Genomic DNA, 22140 nt, shown 5'->3' on the forward strand with positions numbered 1-22140 from the left:
ACGGAGCATTGCGGCCCGTTGTCATAATAGTGATACCTGAATCGCGTCTATAGCGACCCAACGGAAATTTGGAGAAATGCTATGTCGACCGCCGAGGCATCGCGGCATTACCGGGCCTTGTTTCTTTCGGATGTTCACCTTGGCACGCGCGGATGCCAGGCCGACCTGCTGCTCGACTTCCTCAAGGACAATGACGCCGAGACCATTTATCTGGTCGGGGACATCGCCGATGGCTGGCGCCTCAAGAAGGCCTGGTACTGGCCGCAGCTGCACAATGACGTCGTCCAGAAGATCCTGCGCAAGGGACGCAAGGGCGCCCGGGTCATCTACATCCCGGGCAATCACGACGAGTTTCTGCGCGACTTCATCGGCACCCATTTCGGCGGGGTGGAAGTGGCAGACAGCATCGTGCACGAGGCCGCGAACGGCAAGCGCTACCTGGTGATCCACGGCGACCAGTTCGATGTCGTCATCCGGCACGCGAAATGGCTCGCCTTTTTCGGCGACAAGGCCTACGTGACGGCATTGACCGTCAACACCTGGCTGAACGTCGCTCGCCGCCGCTTCGGCCTGACCTACTGGTCGCTGTCCGCCTGGGCGAAACTGAAGGTCAAGAACGCCGTGAGCTTTATCGGCCGCTTCGAGGAAGCCTTGTCCGAGGAAGCGCGCCGGCAAGGCGTCGACGGCGTGATCTGCGGCCACATTCACCATGCAGCCGATTGCGACATGAACGGCATTCACTACATTAACACGGGTGACTGGGTGGAGAGCTGCACGGCCGTTGCCGAGCACCATGATGGAACGTTTGAGGTGATCCGATGGGTGGACAGGACCCAGGCAAAGGATGTTCCGGCCAGGCCCAAGGCAGCGTCGATCGCCGCATGAGCTCCATCCTGATCGTGACGGATGCCTGGCGTCCGCAGATAAACGGCGTTGTCCGCTCGCTGGAACGCACCGCCGAAGAGCTTGAGGCAATCGGGATCCGGATAGAGGTTCTTTCGCCGCTCGACTTCAAGACCCTGCCCTGTCCGACCTATCCCGAAATCCGGCTGTCCCTGGCCCATCGCGGCATGGTTCGGCGCAGGATCGAAGCCCATGGCTGCGAGCACCTGCATATTGCCACGGAAGGGCCGCTCGGCCTGCTGGCGGCAAGCGTTGCCAGGAAGAGCGGCCGGCCGTTCACGACCAGCTACCACACGCGGTTTCCCGAATATGTCTCGGCCCGGCTGCCGGTCCCGCTCAACTGGTCCTATGGCTGGCTGCGCCGGTTCCACAATTCCGGCAACGGTTGCATGGTGGCCACGCGGTCACTGGAGCAGGATCTGCGCGCACGCGGCTTTGAAAACCTGATGCGCTGGTCGCGCGGTGTCGATGAACAGCTCTTCAAGCCCTACGAGGGCTCCATATTGCCTGCAGATCTGCCGCGGCCCGTGTTCATGTATGTCGGCCGGGTCTCGGTGGAAAAGAACATCGAGGCGTTTCTTGATCTCGAGCTGCCCGGCTCGAAGGTCGTCGTGGGCGACGGGCCGCAGCTCGACAGCCTGCGCCGGGACCATGCGGATGTATTGTTCACCGGCTCGAAATCCGGCGAGGAGCTGGCGCGGCATTATTCGGATGCGGACGTGTTCGTGTTTCCCTCGCTGACCGACACATTCGGCAACGTGATGCTGGAAGCGCTGGCCAGCGGTGTGCCGGTGGCGGCCTTTCCCGTCATGGGACCCCTGGATGTCATTGGCGACACGGGCGCGGGCGTTCTTTCCGAAGACCTTCGGGAAGCGGCCGAAACGGCGCTGGATATTCCGCGCGAACATTGCCGCAAGATCGCCATGAACTACACCTGGGCGGCCAGTGCGCGCCAGTTCCTCGACAATTGCATCGAGGCACGGGACAGCCATCACGGTTTCGCCGCGGAACTCCTGACGGCGGAATAGCGTTCACGCTTCCGACGCTGTCTCCGCTAAATTGACACCGGCACAAAATCCTGCTGGATCGCGCAGCTTTCCTGTGAAAACACTTGGGACGAAAAGCAGTCCCTGCCGGCCGTGCCCATGCACGTCTCGAGCGCGGATGCATCAGGAAAACTGTCTGGTTTGAAAAGCGACATCTGATGACGGATACCCAATCTCACGCCATGCCGGCCGGCGCGGCGGACCCTTCCGGATTTGCCGTTTCCATCGAGGACATCGAGGCGGCTGCCGCGCGCATCGACGGATACGCGGTGAAGACTCCTGTTCTCAGGCATCCTCTTCTGGATGAACGCACCGGTGCCCGGGTGCTGCTCAAGCCGGAAAACCTGCAGCGCAGCGGGTCCTTCAAGTTCCGTGGCGCGTTCAACCGCCTGAACATGATCCCGCCGGAGGACCGCCCGAGAGGCGTTGTCGCCTGTTCCTCGGGCAACCATGCCCAGGGGGTTGCCGCAAGCGCGAAGCTGCTCGGCATGCCGGCGACCATCGTCATGCCGGAGGACGCGCCGCAGATCAAGCTGGCGCGCACCAGGGGCTACGGAGCCCGGGTGGTGACCTATGACCGGGAAACCGAAAGCCGGGATGTCATAGCCCGCGCGCTTTGCGACGAGAGCGGTGCGACATTCGTCCATCCCTACAACGATCCAGGCGTGATCGCAGGGCAGGGGACCGTCGGCCTTGAGCTGGCCGCGCAGGCAGCTGCGCTCGGGGTCCGGCTCGACGATGTGCTGGCCTGTACCGGCGGCGGCGGACTGGCCAGCGGCGTTGCCCTGGCCCTGGCGCATAAAACACCGGGGACCTGCTTTCACACAGCCGAGCCGGCGCTGTTCGACGACTACAAGCGCTCCCTGGAAAGCGGGACCATCCGGACAAACGCCGTCAAATCCGGATCGGTCTGCGACGCGCTCCTGACCGAAGCACCGGGAGAACTGGGCTTTTCCATCCTGCGCAAACTGGCCGGCGCAGCCGTCACGGTGACAGACGACGAGGCGCTGGCCGCGGTTGCGTTCGCGTTTACGGAACTGAAGCTCGTCGTCGAGCCCGGCGGCGCCGTTGCGCTCGCGGCGCTGCTTTCGGGAAAACTTCCGCTTGAAGACAAGACCGTCGGGATCGTCCTGACAGGTGGCAATATCGATCCCCAGATGCTGATGACGGCGCTGAACCGGTAATACCAACCGCACTTAATAGGAACCCATCTGACCGCGTTTGGAGACTGTTCGGCAAGGAGCAGATTGCAGGGCGATACGGGGTATCGTCCAAAATCTGCGACGCGGCAGAACAGCCTCCAAACGCGGCCTTCGGTGGCCTGTTCCGGCCCGCCGGACGGCGTTGCGCCGCTTGAACGGCCAACCAGGCCGTCCTGCGCAACGCGCCTTGCCGGCAAACCGGAACAACGACATCAGATCGGTTCCTATTAATTGCGATTGGTATAACGTGCGAGCGCATCGTCAGAGCCCGTCTGCCGGCGTTTCGGATGACCGGAAGGCCGTCTTGTGCAGTCGCAATGGCGGCTGACGCTCGTCCAAACTGAAAGGGCGCCGCCAGCCGGCAGCGCCCTTCCGTAAAACTCGAAAAACCAGGTTCAGTTGAAGAGAGCCTGGCGCTCGGCTTCCGACAGGTTTTCCAGCGGATCTTCTCCGTCTTCCTCGGCTGCCTCTTCGGTCAGCTCCCAGTCCGCGTCGGCTTCCGCCTCGGCTTCATCGGTGTCGGTGCCGACCTCGCTGTCGAACAGGGCCTCGATGGCCGCTTCGTCGAGGGTTGCGTCCGGGTCGGCGCCTGCCAGGTCGCTGTCCTCAACGGCCGCTTCCTCCGCATCTGCTGAGGGCGCGGAAGCGAACATGTCGTCGATGGCAGCCTCGTCCATGGTCGCGTCAGGATCGGAACCGGCAATGTCCGCGGCGGCATCGTCTTCCGCGGCCGGCGCGGCCGCGAACATGTCGTCGATTGCGGCGGCGTCCATCGGCTCGTCGCCGCCGGACATGATGGCATCGACATCTGCGTCGCTCGCGTGGGTCTCCGCAGCCGCCGGCGGTTCGACAGCGGCGTCAGCCCTGGTTTCCTTCATCGCGGCGTCGAAGACGTCGTCACTGGCGGAAAACAGTTCGTCGACACTGTTCTGGCAAACACCGCCCTGGAGCTGCGGACCGTTCAGAAGGTGGGCGTCCGGACGGCTGTCCACGGGACCGGCCGTGTCTTCGGCCTCCATTTCCTCGATGCCCCAGATGTTGATCATCAGGTTGATGCGGCTTTCCAGGTAACGCAGCACCTGAACGACCTTGTTGGTACGCTGGCCGGTCAGATCCTGGAAGGAGCAGGCCATGAAGATTTCGGTTGCCTTGGCGTCGATATCATCGCAGGTCGCGTCGTCGGCACCGTTTTCGCGCAGGACCCAGGCTTTTTCCTGGATCTGCTCGGCGGCTTCCAGAATGGACTGGGTGGCGCCTTCGGTCTGTGTGACAATCGCGTCCAGCTCATGGGAGGCATCGACAAAGCGGTTGCTCTCGTCGCCTTCCTGCTTGATGTTTGCGATCTCGGCCTTGGTCCGCTCGATCGCCTCGTGCATGTCGGCAATATCGAGACGGATCTTGTCGAGATCGGGCACCTTGCGCTGGCGGGTGACGACTTTTTCGAGCCGATGAATCGCACCAAGGATTTCCGTGGTTTCGGGGGTCTTGTTGCGATTGAGGAATTCCCTCAGAAACCGACGGCCGCGGTCGGATTCCATCAGGGTCTGTTCGAGAGTCTGATACTCGGCTTCGCCGATCAGCTCCGGTTCTTCCTGTCTAGCTTCCGCTTTCATGTGGACGCGAATCTCAACTTGCCTAAGGGTCGTTTGTTGCCGTAACACGGACAACTTCTCCTCCAAGGTAAGGTGAAAATCGTTAACATCCTTTTTAGCAATCCGCCTTGCCCGGGATTTCATGTCCGTCAACATGTCCAGTATTAGTGCCCGTGTCTCCGGCCTGTTTGCGAGCCACTTCTTCGGAGTTGGCCTGTTTCTGCCGTTCTTTCCTGTCGTCCTGGGGTTTCGGGGGCTTGACGCCACCGAGATCGGACTTGTCCTGGGGATCGGCACGATCGCCCGAATCGGTGCCAGCCCGATTCTGTCGAACCTCTCCGACAGGACCGGCCAGCGGCGCCTGTCGATCCTGATCTACTCACTGGCGGCAGCCGCTTTCATAGCGCTCTACTTCCTGCCCTTCGGCCTCGTTTTTCTTTCGATTGCCGTTGTCGGATACATGGTCATGAATGCGCCGGTGGTGCCGCTCAGCGATGCTTATGCGCTCGATGTCCAGCGCAACACGGGCGCGGATTATGCCAGGATGCGCTTGTGGGGATCGGCAGGCTTCGTCGTTGCCAGCATCGTTGGCGGAACGCTTGCCTCGGAGGGAACGTCGTGGCTGCTGGTGGTTGCCGTGGGTCTTGCCTCGCTGGCGACGGGAGCGGTTGCCATGTCGCTGCCGCGTCAGAAACGCGGCGCGAAGCCGACCGACGCCGATTTGGCGGACGCGGACAGGGGCACACCATTCCGAAGCGTCTGGTTCTGGCCGCTGCTTGTGGTGCTCGGCCTCTACCAGGCAAGCCACTCGGCCTTCTACGGGTTCGGAACGATCTACTGGCAGGCCATGGATGTCCCCGATTTTGCCATCGGAGTTCTGTGGGCCACGGGTGTTGCGGCCGAGATTGCCCTGTTCACCATCGCGGGCAAGCTGGCGCAGCGGTTCGACCCGCCGATCTTCCTGCTGGCCGCAGGGGCGGCGGCAACCGTGCGCTGGCTGCTGTTTCCCTTCGCCGGCACGCTGCCGGCCATGGCGGCGCTGCAGACCCTGCACGGCCTGTCCTTCGGCGCGGCGCATCTGGGCGCGGTCGCGATCCTGGCGCGGGTGGTGCCGAGCCGCTGGGCCGGAACCGGCCAGGGCCTCCTTGCCACATCCGTCGGCATCCAGATGGCCATCGGCCTCAGCATTTCCGGTGCGCTCTATGAACTCAACCCGGACTGGCCGTTCTACCTGATGTCCATGGTGGCGGCGATTGGCACCCTTGCGACGCTGGTGATGACACCGATGCTGCGGCGGCGGATGGGGTAGCACTCCAAAGTCACTAGCTAAAGTGAGAATGCTTCTCTGATTGACTGGGCTTTCCAGTAGCCACTTCGCGGGAACAACAAATCAGTTAAAATACCATTTGAACGTAAGACTTCTTTCAGACGAGAAAAGTCGCTAGCTTCAATTCGGACGTCAACCTTCGAGATGAAACAATCCAACGAACCGGACCGAATTTCGGACTTCTTATCTTGGAGGTACTGCTCAAAGGTATCTGTCGAAAGCTGAAGATTACCCGCATCCATTTTTCCAAAACAAGAGACACCGCCTAATTGCGAACGGATTCTATTAAATGATACTTCAGAATAATCTGTGAAAATAACGTCGTCAGGATTTGTGCTTCGATCAAGCCGATAGATTCCAATCACTCCAGGCGATCTTCTAAAATTCGTCGCCATGTATGCTGCGATTAGCGGACTTTTGGTCCAGTCCAAGAGTGGTGTCGGAACACCAAAGTGTTGCGCAATTACCATAAGCTGCAATCGCTTGTAGTCAGCACCTTTGAGGCTGCGTACGTTTTCGCGCTCCTTCAGGATCATACGAAGTTCTTTGCATTCAGCTAAGAAATCGTCACTTTGAAACATGCGAATACGAGAGTTTCGTTCCGTCTCTGAGGCAATGTCGCCTGTGCTCGTACGAAAGCCCGAAGGAACGAGACGCCAAGTTGAGTCTGCTTGACCCCGAAAAACAAATTTCTCTTCACATCCGAGTAGGCAGCCGTTCAGGAATTTGTCTAGAGATATCTCATTGACTGCAGTCGGCAAACCAGCACGGGTTAATATCGGCTTAAACACTATATCACTGACTCTATTTTTGAAATTTGATTTGAGACACTTTTGAATAGTTGTTCATTTTGAACGTGTAGCCGCTCTCCCATGGATTGGTTTGGAATGCTGCCGCCACTACGACGATCAGTGAGATCTTCGCGATCTTGTGCAATGCGTCGTCGCCAGAAGGGAATCAACTTCGGTTTAAAGCGGCTTGAAAATGGTTTTAACGCAACACCGCTCGATCTGTTCATTTCGGCGAGCTGCTCTTCTCGCTTGAGGATGTCTTTGATGAACACAAGATTGAGGAGGCACTCATATTTGAAAGAATCCAACTTAGAGTAATACCCACAGCCATATTTTAGCCGAACGGAAGCATTGAAGTACTGAATTGAACGCTCTAAGTCGTCACAGCATGTCAAAGAAAAATATGCAGCAACGGAGCGGTCATCAACTATATACTGTTCTCGAAGCTCACGGCTGTCGCCGTCGCCTTGCAACAAAACGCCACTACTCGGTACGGCCCTTAAGATTCCAGCTAAAGTAAAGGTTTCAAACAAGTCACGAACGCCGCCGCTTGTGTATCCTATCTTCCGCAATTTCTTCACGAACGGTTCGGCGTACATACACTTTGCAAAGTGAACGTCATCCGCCGCAAACTCCTCCCAATTCTCGGATAATTGAGCAATGGCTATAACACCAAGAAGTGGGTTTCGACGGAACTCATCGTCCTCTGAGACGACTCTAAAAATGTTCACTGGAAATCCAACCGAGATGGCATTGTCTATATTTCCGGCGACCCGAAAATCAAAAAGACTTTCCAGCAATCGACGACGAAGGTATTTGGGATCGTTTTTTGTGATTCCTACGACGTTCTCTTTTTCAAGATAAGATAGCATGGCGATTATGGGACTTGCGTAAGCACGCAAACCATAGATTTTCATCCTCCTAATCGATCTGCCGCAAAACGGCTTAATTACAGAGTTGACCTCTTTCTCGGACTTTAGCAACCAATTACTTATCGTCTCAACGTAATTCGAGAAAGATACCTGCATAGTGGCGTCGCGCCGAAAAATGGGAATTTGCTGAGGATCATGTCTGACTTTTTGAAATTCCGAGTCGTTCTCAAATGTTAAAAACCGATGCATCAGTTTTGGGACGCTTAGCTTATCTCTTGTATCGTCTTCAGCTAAGACCAACTTGGGTTTCGAATTGACAAACATACCCGTTGATATCGAAGACACATGCCGGTACGTGGTAGTTCGGCAGGACACGATGTACCTTAGAGGCGAAATCCTTTCTTCGCCCAAAGCGGTGGCCTTTTTGTCAAGTGCGGTATTCAATTGATTTAGGTAAACAAACACCATTCGACCGGCGTCTACTGACAAGCTGTCAATATTATCTAAAATAAAGTATAGTTTTCTATTCTTAACAACATTCAGCCAGCATACGATATTCTGAAATATTTCTTCGGGTCTCTCGTTTGCAAATCGGGCTCTCGATAAACTATCTTTTTTTTGCGTGGCTACTATCCATTCTTCAAATTGTCGATTTTCTTTCTCATTCAGTAAGATGCTAATTGCCTCGACCAAACGATTTAGTAACGAAGTCAAAAAGAATTCTTCACCGACTGGAACTTCTAGATCACTTGTATCAACGTACAAAAAACGACCGAAATCTTGGTACGTGCCCACCACTCGGTGAATTAAGGTGGTTTTGCCACTGCCTTCACACCCCAAAACGACAATATTGTTATTGTTATTAATTTGCTTTCTTAGGTCACCCTCGATCTTTGTTCGCGGTAAATAGAAGCTGTTTTCTAAAAGGTTTTTGGGCAAAGGATATCCATGTAGACGAACATGGTAGTGGTAGGCGCTATGATAAGCCTGAGATTTGTACGAAACCAACACGTCATCAAATACTCGTTCCAAGAGCTTTGTAGCCGATCTATTCGGGGAAGAGCTTTCAGCTTCGGAAATAAGGTCAATCTCAGGTCGAGTGCTCAAGGTTTATCTCTCAAAACAAAATTGTGTTCCTATCACTGCAACACGTTAAAGTATATTTCGCCGTTTTAAAAGACATAGGTACACGCGATTTAGTCGTGATATGCGTTCGCCTTTCACTCCATTTCTCAATCAGGATGCACGGCGCTTAAGACTACGGGGAGGGCCAATCCAAGACGGGAACTGAGAAAATGCTTGCACCAAGCCAAAAAAACCACATTTAGTTCGCCCTGTGTTGAAATCTTCTTTGATGTCTTTGCAGATAAGGCTCCATCTCTGAACTCGGTCTCTTTGCGAAGCTTTCACACCTACCCCCACAGCTCCGGCTCGGGGGGATAGAGGGTGCTGCCTTCGAAGCGCAGGCCGGGAGAGCGGTCCTCGGCCAGCAGAAGCGGCCCGTCGAGGTCGACATAGTCGGCCTCTTGCGCGATGACGACGGCGGGCGCCATGGCCAGCGAGGTGCCGAGCATGCAGCCCACCATTACCTTGAGGTCCTGGGCTCTCGCATCCTCGACAAGCTTCAGCGCGGCGGTCAGTCCGCCGGCCTTGTCGAGCTTGATGTTGACCGCGTCGTATTTCTCACGCAGTCCGTCGATGCTCTTGCCCGGGTGCAGGCTTTCATCGGCACACAGGGTCACGCGCCGCTCGAGGCCCGCGAGAAGACCGTCGTTTTTCGACGGCAGCGGCTGTTCGATGAGGGCGACACCGGCGGCCTCGCAGGCGGCCATGTTGACCTCGAAACAGCTCTCGTCCCAGGCCTCGTTGGCATCGACAATCAGGGTGCTGTCGGGGGCGGCCTTGCGCACGGCGGCGATGCGGGCATCGTCGCCCGTTCCCGCCAGCTTGATCTTGAGCAACGGCCGGTGCGCGGCCGCACGCGTCTTTTCGGCCATGGCGTCGGGCGTGTCGACACTGATGGTAAAAGCCGTCGTGACCGGTGCGAGCGTGGCAATGCCGGCCAACTCGTGAGCCCGCTTGCCGGTGCGCTTGGCCTCCAGGTCCCACAGGGCGCAATCGACGGCGTTGCGGGCCGCGCCGGCGGGCATGATCTCCAGCAACTGTTCCCGGGACAGGCCTTCCTTGAGAAGTTCCGAGATTTCGCCGATCTGTGTCTGGACGCTTTCCAGGGTCTCGCCGTAACGGGGATAGGGCACGCATTCGCCGTGGCCGACATGGCCGCCGTCGCGCAGCGTGACGACCACGACCTGGGCATGGGTCCGGGTTTCGCGGGAGATCCTGAAACCGCCCGCGATTTCGAAGCGCTCCGCCTCGATCTCAACCGAAAGGCTCATGGTGCGCCGAACTCGGCGGACACCTTGTCGACGATCGCTTCCATGCCGTAGCGGACCGGATCGGTTGCCGGCAGGCCGTGTTTCTCGCCAACCTTGGCCAGGTAGGCCAGCGCCTCGTCATCATCGAGCGCGGTCGTGTTGACGGCAATACCGACGCAGCGGATGTCCGGATTGGTGAGCTTGCCGCACTGGATGGTCATGTCGATCACCTGCTGGATCGTCGGCAGGGGCGTTTCCACACCGCGCATTTTCGTGCGGGTCGGCTCGTGGCAAACGATGAAGCCATCCGGCTGCGAGCCGTGCAGGAGACCCAGGGTGACACCGGCAAAGGACGGGTGGAACAGGGAGCCCTGACCCTCGACGATCTGCCAGTGATCGTCCTCCGTTGCCGGAGACAGCCACTCCGCTGCGCCGGAGATGAAATCGGCGACCACCGCATCCAGCGCGACACCGCGCCCGGAAATGAACACGCCGGTCTGGCCGGTTGCGCAGAAGGAGCTCTTGTAGCCGCGTTCGTTCATGGCCTTGTCCATGGCAAGCGCGGTGTATTTCTTGCCGACGGAACAATCGGTCCCAACGGCCAGAATGCGCTTGCCCGGCCGTTTCGTGCCCTTTCCGGTGGCAAAGGTCTCATTGTTGTGGCGCACATCATGCAGCTGGCGGCCGTTGCTCTCCGCCGCGTCCCTGATGGCGGGAATGCTGGCCAGGCGGACATGCAGGCCGGAGGCGACATCCATGCCCGCATTGAGAGCCTCGACGACCGAGTCGACCCAGTGCTCGGGAAGGCGTCCGCCGGCATTGACCGCACCGATGATAAAGGTCTTCGCGCCGGCGGCGGCACCTTCGGCGATCGACAGGTCTTCCAGTCCGGTATCGGCGGCGCAGCCGTCCAGGCGGACCTGGCCCAGGCACCAGTCCTTGCGCCAGTCGACAATGCCGATGGCGGTCTTGGCCGCCAGGGCATCGGGAACATCACCGAGAAACAACAGGTAGGGGTGGGCAATTTCCATGGTAAATCTTTCAGGTAGCTTCCGGTTTCGAACCAGAATCATGCTTAATCACGGTTGGTATTGACCTTCTCCATCAGGTATACGGGGGATGAGGAACCAGCGGCAAGAGGGCAGCCAGCCGGAATGGCATTCTTGGAGAAAAACACGGCACCGTCGATTGGTCTGGAAGCAGACGGTCCTGACAGGCAGTTCCTGTCCCTTGCCGGTGACTGGACAGTGAGCACCATCGGCGAGGCCGAAAAGGACCTGTCCGGCCTGGAGGTTGCCCCGGAACGCCTGACCTGCATCGATATCTCGAAAATTGAGCATCTGGACACCAGCGGCGCCTGGCTTATTCACCGGACGCGGGGACGCCTGGAATTCGAAGGCCGCAAGGTCGGTCTGGCCGGTGTCACGCCGGTGCGCCAGTCCCTTTTCGACGAGATCGAGAACCATCACCCGCCCAGCTGGAAGCCGGAGCATTCCGGTTTTTCCATTGCGGGCTTTCTGGAAGCGACCGGCCGGCAAGTGGTGGATGCCGGCAAGGACGCCACCGCGATGCTGCACATCCTGGGCTCTCTGGGACTTGTCCTGTCGACGGTGCTGTTGCAGCCAAAGCGCCTGCGCAGCATTTCCATCGCGGTGCAGTTCGATCGCAGCTGCATCGGCGCGGTGCCGATCGTCGCCCTGATGAGCTTCCTGATCGGCGCGATCATCTCCCAGCAGGGCGGCTTCTATCTCAGGCAGTTCGGCGCTGACATCTTCGTGGTCGATCTCGCAGGCATCCTTGTCCTGCGCGAAATCGGCGTCATCCTGACGGCCATCATGGTCGCGGGCCGGTCGGGGTCGGCATTCACGGCGGAACTGGGGTCCATGCGCATGCAGGAGGAAGTCGACGCCTTGCACGTGATCGGCCTGAGCGTGACGGAAGTGCTGGTGCTGCCGCGGATCCTGGCGCTGATGATCGCGCTGCCGATCCTGACCTTCATTTCCGACATTGCGGCGCTGTTCGGATCCGGCCTGGTTACCTGGGCCTACCTGGATATTCCCCCGGCGGCCTTTCTCACCCAGTTGCAGGCCGCGATCACGATCGAGACATTGGTGGTCGGGCTGGTAAAAGCGCCGTTCATGGCGCTCATCGTGGGCCTGATCGCCTGTGTCGAGGGCCTGAAAGTTGAGGGCTCCTCGGAGTCGCTCGGCCGGCACACGACCATGTCCGTGGTCAAGGCGATCTTCCTGGTGATTGTCGTTGACGGCTTTTTTGCCATGTTCTTCGCTGCGATTGGAGTTTGAGCCATCCGATGACAGAAAGCTCCGCGACACAACCCGACGCCGCGCCCCTGGCGACCGGTGATGATGCGGGACATGTGCTTTCCGTGCGAAATGTCACGGTCGGTTTCGGTTCGAAGATCATTCTGCAGGATCTGGACCTCGACGTGCGCCGCGGCGAGGTGCTGGGGTTCGTTGGCGGGTCCGGCACCGGCAAATCCGTGCTGATGCGCGCCATTCTCGGCCTGACGCCCAAGCGCGCCGGCTTCATCTCCGTCTTCGGGCACGACATGTCCACGGCGAACCAGAAGGAACGCAAGGCGATCGAGCGCCGCTGGGGGGTCCTCTTCCAGCAGGGCGCCTTGTTCTCGTCCCTGACGGTCAAGCAGAACATCCAGGTGCCGATGCGCGAGCACCTGAAGCTGTCACCGCAATTGATGGATGAACTGGCAAGCCTGAAACTGGAGCTGGTGGGTCTGCCCCAGGATGCCGCGGACAAGCTGCCCTCGGAGCTTTCCGGTGGCATGGTCAAGCGGGCCAGTTTGGCCCGCGCCCTTGCGCTCGATCCGGATTTGGTGTTTCTGGATGAGCCGACATCCGGTCTCGATCCGATCGGGGCGGCTGCATTTGATTCGCTGATTGCAAACCTGAGTTCGACTCTCGGATTGACCGTTTATATGGTCACACATGACCTCGACAGCCTGCATTCCATTTGCGATCGCATAGCTGTTCTTGGGAAAAAGCATGTTCTGGCGATTGGAACACTGGACGACATGATGAAAAACGACGATCCCTGGATCAAGTCATACTTCCGCGGAGAGCGGGCGTTGCGTCGAGCATAGGTTGGACTGAATGGAAACCCGGGCGAACTACATTCTGATCGGCGCTTTCATGGTGGCCATCCTGGTCGGCGCGTTCGGATTTGTATATTGGCTCGCGGTGACCGCGGAATCGCGCCAGAACGTGGAATTGAAGATCCTCTATCCCGGGCCCGTGACCGGCTTGCCGGTCGGTGGGCAGGTACTGTTCAACGGAATCAAGGTCGGTGACGTCAAGTCACTCGATTTCGCCCCCGATGACCCGACCAAGGTGGTCGCCACGGTGGGCATCAAGCCTTCCACCCCGCTGCGCGAGGACACCAAGGCAACCCTGAACTTTACCGGCTTGACGGGCGTTGCCTATGTGGACCTGACGGGCGGCACCTCCGATTCTCCGCTGCTGCTGGGGCATGACGACGGCAAGATACCGGTCATCGAGGCGGAGCGTTCCTTTTTCGACGATATTGTCGATGGCGCGCGGGATGTCCTGAAACGCGCCGATTCGACCATGAAGACGGTCGATGACCTCCTCAAGGACAACAGTCCGGCGATCACCAAGATCATCGACAACGCGGAAACCTTTTCCGATGCGCTGGCCGCCAATTCCGATGGTGTGAAGGACTTCATGGCCAGCATCGGCAAGGCATCGGACGCGTTCTCCAGTCTGTCCGGCCGGCTGGAGAAGCTTGTCGACCAGGGAGAACGGCTGATGGCTGCGGTGCCGTCCGACAAGGTGACCGCAATCGTCGACGATTTCAGCCAGTTCTCCGAAAGTCTCGGCAAGGCCAGCAAGGACATCGACCTGTTGATGGCCGATGCGCAGAGCGCCGCCAAGGAACTGGAAACCTTCACCAAGAACCTCAACGAAGGCCTCGACAACGTGCACAAGATTGTCGAAGCGGTGAAGCCGGAAGACATCGAGAAGGTCATGGCGGGGGCCGCCGCGCTTGGCGAGGTTCTTGAAAAGCGGACAGGCGACATCGACACGCTGATCAGCTCCACCAGCCAGACCATGGAGAGTGTCAACCAGATCGTCGAAGTGATTCAGCAGCGCGAAGGAACCGTCGTCGAGATCCTGGAAGGCAGCCGTGACGTGGTTGCCAAGGTCGACACGATCATGAGCCGGGGCGTGGAAATCGCCGCCGCCATCGATCCGCTGCAAGTGGAGCAGGTGGTTGCTTCCGTCAGCACCTTTACCGAGGGCATGAATGCCTCGTTGGTGCGCGTCGACGAAATCCTGGCGAGTGTCGACCCGGAGACCATCGGCAAGACCGTCGACAACGTTTCCAGTATCGTCGACAACTTCAACCAGCAACAGGGCCAGATCAACGAGATCATCGCCTCCACCAAGTCGACCGTGCAGAATTTCGAGGCGGTCTCGGCGACGGTTCGCGGGCAGGACGACCGGATCGCGGCATTGATCACCGATGTGCAGGCCGCCGCGGAGCGCTTCGCGACCACGCTTGAAACCGCCAACGAGCTGATGCAGGCGGTCGACCCGGAAAAGGTTGCCAACATCGTCGGCTCGGTCGAGACGGCGGCTTCGGGCCTCGCCAATCCGGAAGACGGCATCCCGGCGATCCTGGAGAGCGCCCGCAAGGCGGCGGACAATGTCCAGGAGATGACGGCCAACCTGCAGCAGCGCACCCCGGATGTCGACCAGATCATTACCGATGCCAAGCAGATGACCGCGACGCTGAATTCCACGTCCGTGCGTGTGGAAAGCCTGGTGGAGAAAGTCTCCACCATGGTGGACGGCGACGGCGAGGGCCTGATCAAGGAAGCGACGCTCGCCGCCCAGGCTATCCGCAAGATCGCGGTGGCCTTCGAAAGCCGGGCGGATTCCATTGCCGGGGGCCTTTCCAAGTTCGCCACCCAGGGGTCGGCCGATTTCACGTCGGCACTGGGACAGGTCAACCGCACGCTGATCTCGATCCAGCGCGCGGCAGAGAGTTTCGAACGCAGTCCCAACCGTGTCATCTTCGGGGGCGAGGACGTGCCGACCTACCGGGGTGGGCGCCGGCGATGACAAAAGACACGTAGAAGGCAAGGACGCATGACGAAGACAGGCACAGACATGACCCGCCGGGGCGTTCTCGGAGCGCTCGGGCTCGGCATGCTCGTCTCCGGTTGCGCGAGTTCCGCACCTTCGGCCTATTACAGCGTCCGCGCCGCCGATGCCGCCGGACTTGGCGGCAGGTCCAGCCGTGTCCAGGTCCTGGTTGCCGCTCCGCGGGCGTTGAAGGCACTCGACAGCAGCTATATCGCCGTCGTCGACAAGGGCCCCGTCTACAGCTACTTCCCGGACAGCGCCTGGGCCGACACGCTTCCCAACGTGGTTCAGCTGAAACTGGTCGAGACGCTGCAGAACACCGGCCGCCTGCGCGGCGTCGGCGTTCCGGGTGACGGCCTCCTGATCGATTACCAGCTGCAGACCGAAATCCGGGCGTTCGAACTTCGGGTCGACGGCACCGACCGGGGGCTCGTGGAAATCTCCGCCCGCGTCGTCAACGATCGCAATGGCCGCACGGTGGCCACCAAGGTCTTCCGGGCCGAAACCCCGTCCGGCAGCACCGCGGTCGACAAGGCGGTGGAAGCCATGAACGCCTCCGCGGACCGGGTCTTCGGCGAAATGGCAGCCTGGACACTGCGGAACGTGTGAGGGCTCAGGTCCCGATCTTCACCGTCTCAGCCTCGACATGGATTGCCCGTCCCGCGTACCAGCCGTTGACGGCAACGCCGAGGCCGAGCGCCACGAACAGGGCGGCGCTCCACTCGAAACTGCCTGTCCAGCCACGGATGAAGCCGACCACGAGCGGACCGATGGCGGCGAGCGTGTAGCCGACGCACTGGGCCATGCCGGAGAGCTGGGCGGCGGCATGCGGGTCCTTTGTTCTCAGCACGATCACCGTGAGCGCAACCGCGATCAGGCCGCCCTGGCCGACCCCCTGCAGGATGGCCCAGATCCAGACGGTCGAGAGCGGTGCGAACTGCAGGCCCAGGAGAGCGACAACGGCGAGACCTGCGAGAACCACATTGATCAGCCGCTGGTCCCTGCCGCGCACCGCAATATGCGGGATGACCAGGCAGGAAGCCGCCTGGACCATCACCGAGACGGACACGATCGCGCCGGCCGTGACGCCGTCGAGCCCGCGCGCCCGAAGGATCGGAACGAGCCAGCCGAAAACGCAATAGGCGAGCGCGGACTGCAGGCCCATGAAGAGCGTCACGTTCCAGGCCAGCCTGTCACGCCACATGCCCCTGACGGCATAGCGGTCCCTTTTCGCGACGTTGCGTGTCGCCAGCACCTGGGGGAACCACAGCATGCCGACCAGCAGCGCGGGCAGGGCCCAGACCGCAAGGGCGGCGTTGACAGAACCGTCGAGGACCGACTGCAAGGGGATTGTCAGGCCGGCGCCGCCGGCAGCGCCCGCGCAAAGGGCCATTGTGTACCAGCCGGTCAGAAGCGCGGCCTTGTCGGGAAAGTCCCGTTTCACAAGACCCGGCAGCAGGACGTTGCCCACGGCGATACAGGCCCCGGCGAGGGCCGTGCCGAGAAAGAGCAGGGGGACGGAGCCGAACCCGCGCGCGCCGGTTCCGAGCGCGAGCAGGAAAGCGACGGCCAGCAGGGTGCGTTCCGTGCCGATCCAGCGCGCCAGGATCGGGGCAAGCGGCGAGAACAGGCCCATGCAGACAACCGGCAAGGTCGTCAGCAGGCTTGTCCCGGCGGCCGACAGGCCGAAACTTTCGGTTATCTCCGGCAGCAGCGCGGAGGCACTTGAAAAGACCGGGCGCAGATTGAAGGCAATCAGGACGAGACTTGCACCGAGCACGAAGCGGACAAGTGTGCCGGGCATCTGCACGGGTACGCTGACGGCGTCGGCCGCTTCCGCGTCGATCAGTTCGATGGAGCCCGGATCGATTTGTTCTGTTTCTCTCATGAGCCGAGCAACCGTTCCAGATCCCGCAGAACCGGTGCCATGAAGTGGCGCACTGCGGCTTCTGCCCTGTCTGGGTCGCCGGTCTCGATGGCGTCGATGATCGACGCGTGTGCGGCCATGTCCGGTTCCTGCAGGTCCTTTCCCAGCGTCGCCTCGATGGTTTCGCTGATGAGCGTCGAGAAGAATGCGTACATGTCCGCGAGAACCTTGTTCCGGGAGGCGGCCACCACGGCCTGGTGAAAGGCGAAATCCCGGGCGACGAAACCGGCCTTGTCGCTGCCGTCGTAATGGCCGCGCCTGTCGAGAAGGTCACGCAATTCCGCAATGACCGCCGGGGTCTGGCGCAGAGCCGCGAGCCTTGCCGCTTCCACGTCCAGCGCGAGGCGCGCCTCGAACTGGTCGCGCAGGCCGGCCCGCCGGGCCATGGTCAGCGGACGGGTCGCGTCCGCCGTCGACAGCACATAGGTTCCGGATCCCTGGCGTGTTTCCAGGTAGCCCTGGGAGACCAGGATGCGAACCGCTTCACGTACGGTTCCCCGGCTGATCGAGAGCTGCTGCGAAAGCTGCGCCTCATTGGGCAGTTTGTCGCCGACGGGCCAGCGGTTTGAGACGATCTCGTTCCGGATTGCTTCGGCAGCGCGGTCGGTGAGGCTGGTCTTGTTGAGGGATTGCATCGACATATCACCAAGTCATCAGATGACTTGATAATATAGCAGAAGCGGGCTGCCTTGTCCATGGCCGGTGATCGTGGGCGACAGCCGGAAACTCCGCCCTACACCAGCAGCAGCGACAGGGCCGGAACCGCGATCAGAAGCGCGAGCCGCAGGATATCGGCCAGCCAGAAGGGCAGGATGCCGGCAAACATGGTCCGGAGCGGCACGTCGGTCAGGACCGAGCGCAGCACGAAGACATTCAGGCCGATGGGCGGCGAGATCAGGCTGATCTCAGTCACCACCACGACGACAATGCCGAACCAGATCAGCACCATCTCGGGGTCCGACAGGAGACCGGTGCCGAAGTCGAGCGAGGTCACCAGCGGGAAGAACACCGGCACGGTCAGGAGGATCATGGAGAGGCTCTCCAGAACGGCGCCGAGCACCACGTAGATCAGCACCAGCACGAGAATGACCACATAGGCGTTGACGTCTAGCGACTGGACGAAGGCGAGCAGCGCGTCGGGAACCCCGGCATAGCTGATGAAATTGGAGAAGACCTCCGCGCCGATGATGATCGCGAAGATCATCGCGGTGGTGCGGGCGCAGTTGAGACCGGCGGTGTAAAGCTTCTCCCAGGTCAGGCCGCCGGAGACCAGCGCGATGAGGAGGGCGGCGGCAGCGCCGATGCCCGCGGCTTCGGTGGGCGTGAAGAAGCCGCCATAGATGCCGATCATGATGATGGCAAAGAGGCCGACCACGGCCAGGACGCCCCAGACATCCTTCTTTTCGAGCTGCAGGTCCTCCGCGTCCTGCGGGGCGAGGTCCGGTTTGAGGCGCACGGTGACATAGACGGCGCCGAGGTAGAACAGGACGCCGAGGAGGCCCGGAATGATGCCGGCGACGAACAGCTTGCCGATGTCGGCTTCGGTCAGAAGGCCGTAGATGATCAGGATGACGCTTGGCGGGATCAGGATGCCGAGCGTGCCGCCGGCCGCGATCGAACCGGTGGCGAGGCTGTCGGCATAACCCGCCTCGCGCATGGACGGCATCGCCACCTTGGACATGGTGGCGGCGGTGGCCAGCGACGAACCGCACACTGCGGAAAAGCCGCCGCAGGCGACAATCGACGCCATGGCAAGGCCGCCGCGCATCCTGTGCAGAAAGTGATGCGCGGTCGAGAACAGCGATTGGCTGACCCCGGAAATGGTCAGGAGATTGCCCATCAGGATGAACAGCGGGATCACCGAAAGGGTGAAGGACAGGCCGGTGTCGAACGCGGCATTGCCGAGCAGGTTCAGCGCCGCATTCCAGTTGCGCAGGGCGGCAAACCCGGCAGTGCCGACGATGATCATGGCGATGGCAATGGGCACGCGCACCAGCACGAGGGCGAACAGCGCGCCAAATCCGATCAGAGCTTCAAGCACGGGCTCAGGCCTTTTCGCGGAAACGTTTGGTGAAGAAGTAAAGGGCGGCCAGCGCCGACAGGCCGAAGGATACCGCGCCAAGCCAGCCGACCAGCGAGAGCGGGATCTCCAGGGAATCCGTTACCCGGCCGCGGCGGGCCAGCTTGCCGGCATGATCGGCCATTTCCAGCGCGATGACGGCGAAGACGCCGATGGTGCAGATCGCCGCCGCCATCGTACCGAGCCGCTTGAGGATGCTGCTCTTCATGCCGTCCAGCAGTTCCACCTCGATATGTTCGCCGGCGGCGGTCGTCAGCGGCAGGGCGAGGAAGATCAGGGTTGCCAGCAGGATCTCGGTCAGCTCATAGGCGCCGGTGACCGGGCTGTTGAAGGCATAGCGCGCGATGACGTCGACGCAGGTCAGCCCGATCAGCGCGGCCAGCACCAACAGGCAGGCAAGACCGAGCAAAAAGGCGGCCCCGCGCCGGATCCTTGCGATCCGGCCCGGAGCGTTCGTGTGCGGCTGAGACAGCATGATCAGGGCTGGATGCCGGTCTGGTCACGGAAGGCGGCAAGGGCGGCGGTGCCGTCAAAGCCGGTTTTCTGGACCGCGTCGGCCCAGGTGGCTTCATGCTTGGCAGCCAGCGCCCTGATGGCCTCGAGTACCGGGGCAGGGGCGTCATAGACCTCGATGTCCTTGTCAGCGATATAGGCCGCGCCGCGCGTGTCGGCACCGTCCCAGACACTGCCGGCAAGCTCGGCAAGCGCCGCACCGGACACGCCTTCGATGGCAGCCTGGTCCTCTTCGGAAATGCCGTCCCAGATGTCCTCGTTCATGACCATGAACCAGGAGGTGTTGTAGATGCCGCCCGGGATGCGCATGGAGTATTTGATGTGGTCGGTCAGGTTGAACGCCTGCAGCGCTTCCATCGGGAAGGTGACGCCGTCAATGACTCCACGGGAGAGCTTTTCATAGACCTCGCCCGGGCCCATGAACTGGGTGATGATGTCGAGATCCTGGGCGAGGCCGGCAATGTAGCCGCCGGGTGTGCGGACCTTCAGGCCGGAGAAGTCCTCCGGCGTCTCGATCTTGCGCTGGTTGTTGTGGAACATGCCCGGACCGTGCACCCACAGGCCCAGCAGCTTGGTGCCCTGGTGTTCTCCTTGCGCGTCCAGCGTGCCGGCATAGACATCCCAATAGGCCTTGGAACCTTCGGTGGCCGTGTCGGCGATGAAGGAGAACTGGCCGATGCGCGAGCGCAGGAAACGGTCGTCCTTGGTGAAGGAGTGCAGGCCGTAGGTGATGTCGACGATGCCTTCGGCGGCAAGGTCAAAATGCTCCGGCGGCGAGCCGACCGGCTTCGGTAGGACGCGCACCGTGACACGGCCCTCGGTGGCCTCGGCGACCTGCTCGGCCCAAGGCTCGATCACACCCGTGACGATCGGGTGTTTCGGCGGCAACCAGGACGACAGCACGAGTTCATCCGCGCTTGCGGCCGAGACCAGCCCGGTCAATGCGCCTGCCGCGACACCTGCCAGAATGGAAAGACATTTCAGCTGATTCAAGGGTTTCTCCTCCCCAACGTTTATGATGGCCGCTCTTGCCGGTATCATCCGTGCCAGAAACGTGACGCCATAGATAGTTTCATTTGAAACAAAATAGTTGCAACTGAAACCAAGTCAATCGTAAAATCGCGTATCCTAGCCAAACGGACACCATGGACCCCAGATGAAAAAGCTGACTGACCCGGGAAACGGAACATCGGAACCTTTTGAAAACACGCGAGAAAACCAGGATGCAGCGCACTCCGATTTCGAGCTTGAAACTTTTTTCCCGTACCTGGTGCGCGTGTTCTATTCCGATGTCACCCGTGCCTTGTCGGCGGTTTATCAACGCGACTACGGCATGATGCCGGCCGAGTGGCGCACCATGGCCATTCTCGGGTCGGCCACGTCCGGGCTTCAGGCGACGGAGATCGTCTCGCGATCCAGCATGGACAAGGTGGTGGTCAGCCGCGCCGTGAAACGCATGGAGGAGCGCGGTTTCCTGGTGCGCGAGAGCAACGCCGCCGACGGACGCAGCTTTCTGCTGAAGCTGTCCGAAGAGGGCAGGGCGGTCTATGAGGATCTCGGCCCCAAGCTCAAGGCCGTCGAGCAGCGGATGCTGAGCGGGCTCAAGGAACAGGAGATCGAAGGGTTCCTGACCGTAACCCGGCGCATCCGGGAGAACCTTGCCGGCGAGCTGGAAGGCGTGAGTGACTAGGGCAAGCGTTTACCGGACGTGGAGCGCTGTTCTCCGCGGCACTTTCTGGTGTCACCCCGGCCGAGCGCAGCGCGGAGCCTGGGCCCACTCGAAAGGGCGCTTGTTGAAGCGGTGCTAATTTGCGACCCTGCCGCGCCGAAAATCAAGGCGCTCTGGAAACGAGTGGGCCCCGGGTCTCGCGATGCTCGCCCGGGGTGACACCAGGGGTAGGGTGTTTTAGAAATGGATACACTCAAAAGGTGTGTCTTGACCTATTATGTTTACATTCTTGCGAGCCGAAAAAACGGCACGCTTTATGTCGGCGTGACCAATGACCTCGCAAGGCGGGTCGAGCAACACCGCCTCGGCGAAGGCAGGAGCTTCACGAAAAAGCACAAGGTTGGCAGGCTTGTTTTTGCGGAAGGCTTTGAAGAGATCAACGAAGCGATCGCAACGGAAAAACGTCTGAAGAAGTGGCACCGCGCCTGGAAGATCCAGTTGATCGAGCGTTCCAATCCCGAGTGGCTGGATTTGCCCGTCCCCTAACCCCGGTGTCACCCCGGCCAAGCGCAGCGCGAGCCGGGGCCTACTCGCAAGGCCGCTTGTTGAAGAGGCCCTTGTGATGGCACTGCCGTGCCCAGGTAAGGGAACTCTGGAAACGAGTGGGCCCCGGGTCTCGCGTTGCTCGCCCGG

General features: G+C 60.4%; 20 protein-coding genes. 10 read left to right on the forward strand and 10 right to left on the reverse strand.

Features of this window, described 5'->3' with window-relative positions:
* Window positions 1-81: 81 nt before the first annotated feature.
* The 3 genes from O6760_RS17915 to O6760_RS17925 all read left to right on the forward strand — a co-directional run bounded on the left by O6760_RS17915 (window position 82) and on the right by O6760_RS17925 (window position 3133).
* Window positions 82-885 carry a UDP-2,3-diacylglucosamine diphosphatase gene (locus tag O6760_RS17915; RefSeq protein WP_269581076.1) on the forward strand — a complete coding sequence of 268 codons (804 nt, stop codon included), beginning with the start codon at window positions 82-84 and terminating at the stop codon, window positions 883-885.
* Window positions 882-1931 (forward strand): glycosyltransferase family 4 protein, encoded by a 1050-nt coding sequence (locus O6760_RS17920; protein ID WP_269581077.1) that lies wholly within the window; start codon window positions 882-884, stop codon window positions 1929-1931. The genes O6760_RS17915 and O6760_RS17920 overlap by 4 nt, the downstream gene beginning before the upstream one ends.
* 176 nt (window positions 1932-2107) lie before the next feature.
* Complete coding sequence (locus tag O6760_RS17925; RefSeq protein ID WP_442969800.1) at window positions 2108-3133, forward strand: threonine ammonia-lyase; 1026 nt, start codon at window positions 2108-2110, stop codon at window positions 3131-3133.
* 413 nt (window positions 3134-3546) lie between these two features.
* Here the strand turns inward: O6760_RS17925 and O6760_RS17930 are convergent, their stop codons facing one another.
* Window positions 3547-4764: a protein phosphatase CheZ gene (locus O6760_RS17930; RefSeq protein ID WP_269581078.1), complete on the reverse strand. Its 1218-nt coding sequence runs from the start codon at window positions 4762-4764 to the stop codon at window positions 3547-3549.
* A gap of 133 nt (window positions 4765-4897) precedes the next feature.
* Between O6760_RS17930 and O6760_RS17935 the strand changes: the two genes are divergently transcribed.
* Window positions 4898-6052, forward strand: a complete 1155-nt coding sequence (locus O6760_RS17935; protein WP_269581079.1) for an MFS transporter — start codon at window positions 4898-4900, stop codon at window positions 6050-6052.
* Window positions 6053-6069: 17 nt separating this feature from the next.
* Here the strand turns inward: O6760_RS17935 and O6760_RS17940 are convergent, their stop codons facing one another.
* The 4 genes from O6760_RS17940 to dgcN all read right to left on the reverse strand — a co-directional run bounded on the left by O6760_RS17940 (window position 6070) and on the right by dgcN (window position 11139).
* The gene (locus O6760_RS17940; RefSeq protein ID WP_269581080.1) at window positions 6070-6861 is read right to left on the reverse strand and encodes an FRG domain-containing protein; all 792 of its coding nucleotides are present in this window, start codon (window positions 6859-6861) and stop codon (window positions 6070-6072) included.
* Window positions 6861-8840, reverse strand: coding sequence for a hypothetical protein (locus O6760_RS17945; protein WP_269581081.1), 1980 nt, complete (start codon window positions 8838-8840; stop codon window positions 6861-6863). Before O6760_RS17945 ends, O6760_RS17940 begins: the two co-directional genes overlap by 1 nt.
* 305 nt (window positions 8841-9145) lie before the next feature.
* Entirely contained in the window at window positions 9146-10129 is a 984-nt protein-coding gene (gene dgcA, locus O6760_RS17950; protein WP_269581082.1) for an N-acetyl-D-Glu racemase DgcA, read from the reverse strand.
* Complete coding sequence (gene dgcN / locus O6760_RS17955) at window positions 10126-11139, reverse strand: N-acetyltransferase DgcN (RefSeq protein WP_269581083.1); 1014 nt, start codon at window positions 11137-11139, stop codon at window positions 10126-10128. Before dgcN ends, dgcA begins: the two co-directional genes overlap by 4 nt.
* Window positions 11140-11262: 123 nt before the next feature.
* On the opposite strand from dgcN, the gene O6760_RS17960 reads away from it, so the two are divergent.
* The 4 genes from O6760_RS17960 to O6760_RS17975 are packed head-to-tail and all read left to right on the forward strand — an operon-like array spanning window position 11263 to window position 15867.
* Window positions 11263-12411, forward strand: a complete 1149-nt coding sequence (locus O6760_RS17960) for an ABC transporter permease (protein ID WP_269581084.1) — start codon at window positions 11263-11265, stop codon at window positions 12409-12411.
* 8 nt (window positions 12412-12419) lie between these two features.
* Window positions 12420-13229 (forward strand): ABC transporter ATP-binding protein, encoded by an 810-nt coding sequence (locus tag O6760_RS17965; protein WP_269581085.1) that lies wholly within the window; start codon window positions 12420-12422, stop codon window positions 13227-13229.
* Window positions 13230-13239: 10 nt separating this feature from the next.
* On the forward strand, window positions 13240-15234 hold the full coding sequence (locus O6760_RS17970; protein WP_269581086.1) for an MlaD family protein: 1995 nt from the start codon (window positions 13240-13242) through the stop codon (window positions 15232-15234).
* Between the two features lie 27 nt (window positions 15235-15261).
* Window positions 15262-15867, forward strand: a complete 606-nt coding sequence (locus O6760_RS17975; RefSeq protein WP_269581087.1) for an ABC-type transport auxiliary lipoprotein family protein — start codon at window positions 15262-15264, stop codon at window positions 15865-15867.
* Window positions 15868-15871: 4 nt separating this feature from the next.
* Here O6760_RS17975 and O6760_RS17980 read toward each other — a convergent pair whose 3' ends face one another.
* The 5 genes from O6760_RS17980 to O6760_RS18000 form a co-directional block, all read right to left on the reverse strand.
* Window positions 15872-17146 carry a CynX/NimT family MFS transporter gene (locus O6760_RS17980; RefSeq protein ID WP_442969801.1) on the reverse strand — a complete coding sequence of 425 codons (1275 nt, stop codon included), beginning with the start codon at window positions 17144-17146 and terminating at the stop codon, window positions 15872-15874.
* Entirely contained in the window at window positions 17143-17820 is a 678-nt protein-coding gene (locus O6760_RS17985) for a FadR/GntR family transcriptional regulator (RefSeq protein ID WP_269586301.1), read from the reverse strand. Before O6760_RS17985 ends, O6760_RS17980 begins: the two co-directional genes overlap by 4 nt.
* A 98-nt stretch (window positions 17821-17918) precedes the next feature.
* Window positions 17919-19226: a TRAP transporter large permease gene (locus O6760_RS17990; protein WP_269581088.1), complete on the reverse strand. Its 1308-nt coding sequence runs from the start codon at window positions 19224-19226 to the stop codon at window positions 17919-17921.
* A 4-nt stretch (window positions 19227-19230) separates the two neighbouring features.
* Window positions 19231-19740 (reverse strand): TRAP transporter small permease, encoded by a 510-nt coding sequence (locus O6760_RS17995; RefSeq protein ID WP_269581089.1) that lies wholly within the window; start codon window positions 19738-19740, stop codon window positions 19231-19233.
* Window positions 19741-19742: 2 nt separating this feature from the next.
* Window positions 19743-20771 carry a TRAP transporter substrate-binding protein gene (locus O6760_RS18000; RefSeq protein WP_269581090.1) on the reverse strand — a complete coding sequence of 343 codons (1029 nt, stop codon included), beginning with the start codon at window positions 20769-20771 and terminating at the stop codon, window positions 19743-19745.
* Window positions 20772-20934: 163 nt separating this feature from the next.
* Between O6760_RS18000 and O6760_RS18005 the strand changes: the two genes are divergently transcribed.
* Window positions 20935-21468 carry a MarR family winged helix-turn-helix transcriptional regulator gene (locus O6760_RS18005; protein ID WP_269581091.1) on the forward strand — a complete coding sequence of 178 codons (534 nt, stop codon included), beginning with the start codon at window positions 20935-20937 and terminating at the stop codon, window positions 21466-21468.
* A 246-nt stretch (window positions 21469-21714) separates the two neighbouring features.
* Window positions 21715-21993: a GIY-YIG nuclease family protein gene (locus tag O6760_RS18010; protein ID WP_332306197.1), complete on the forward strand. Its 279-nt coding sequence runs from the start codon at window positions 21715-21717 to the stop codon at window positions 21991-21993.
* The last annotated feature ends 147 nt before the right edge of the window (window positions 21994-22140 follow it).

The sequence above is a fragment of the Roseibium sp. Sym1 genome (genome assembly GCF_027359675.1).
Lineage (GTDB): Bacteria > Pseudomonadota > Alphaproteobacteria > Rhizobiales > Stappiaceae > Roseibium.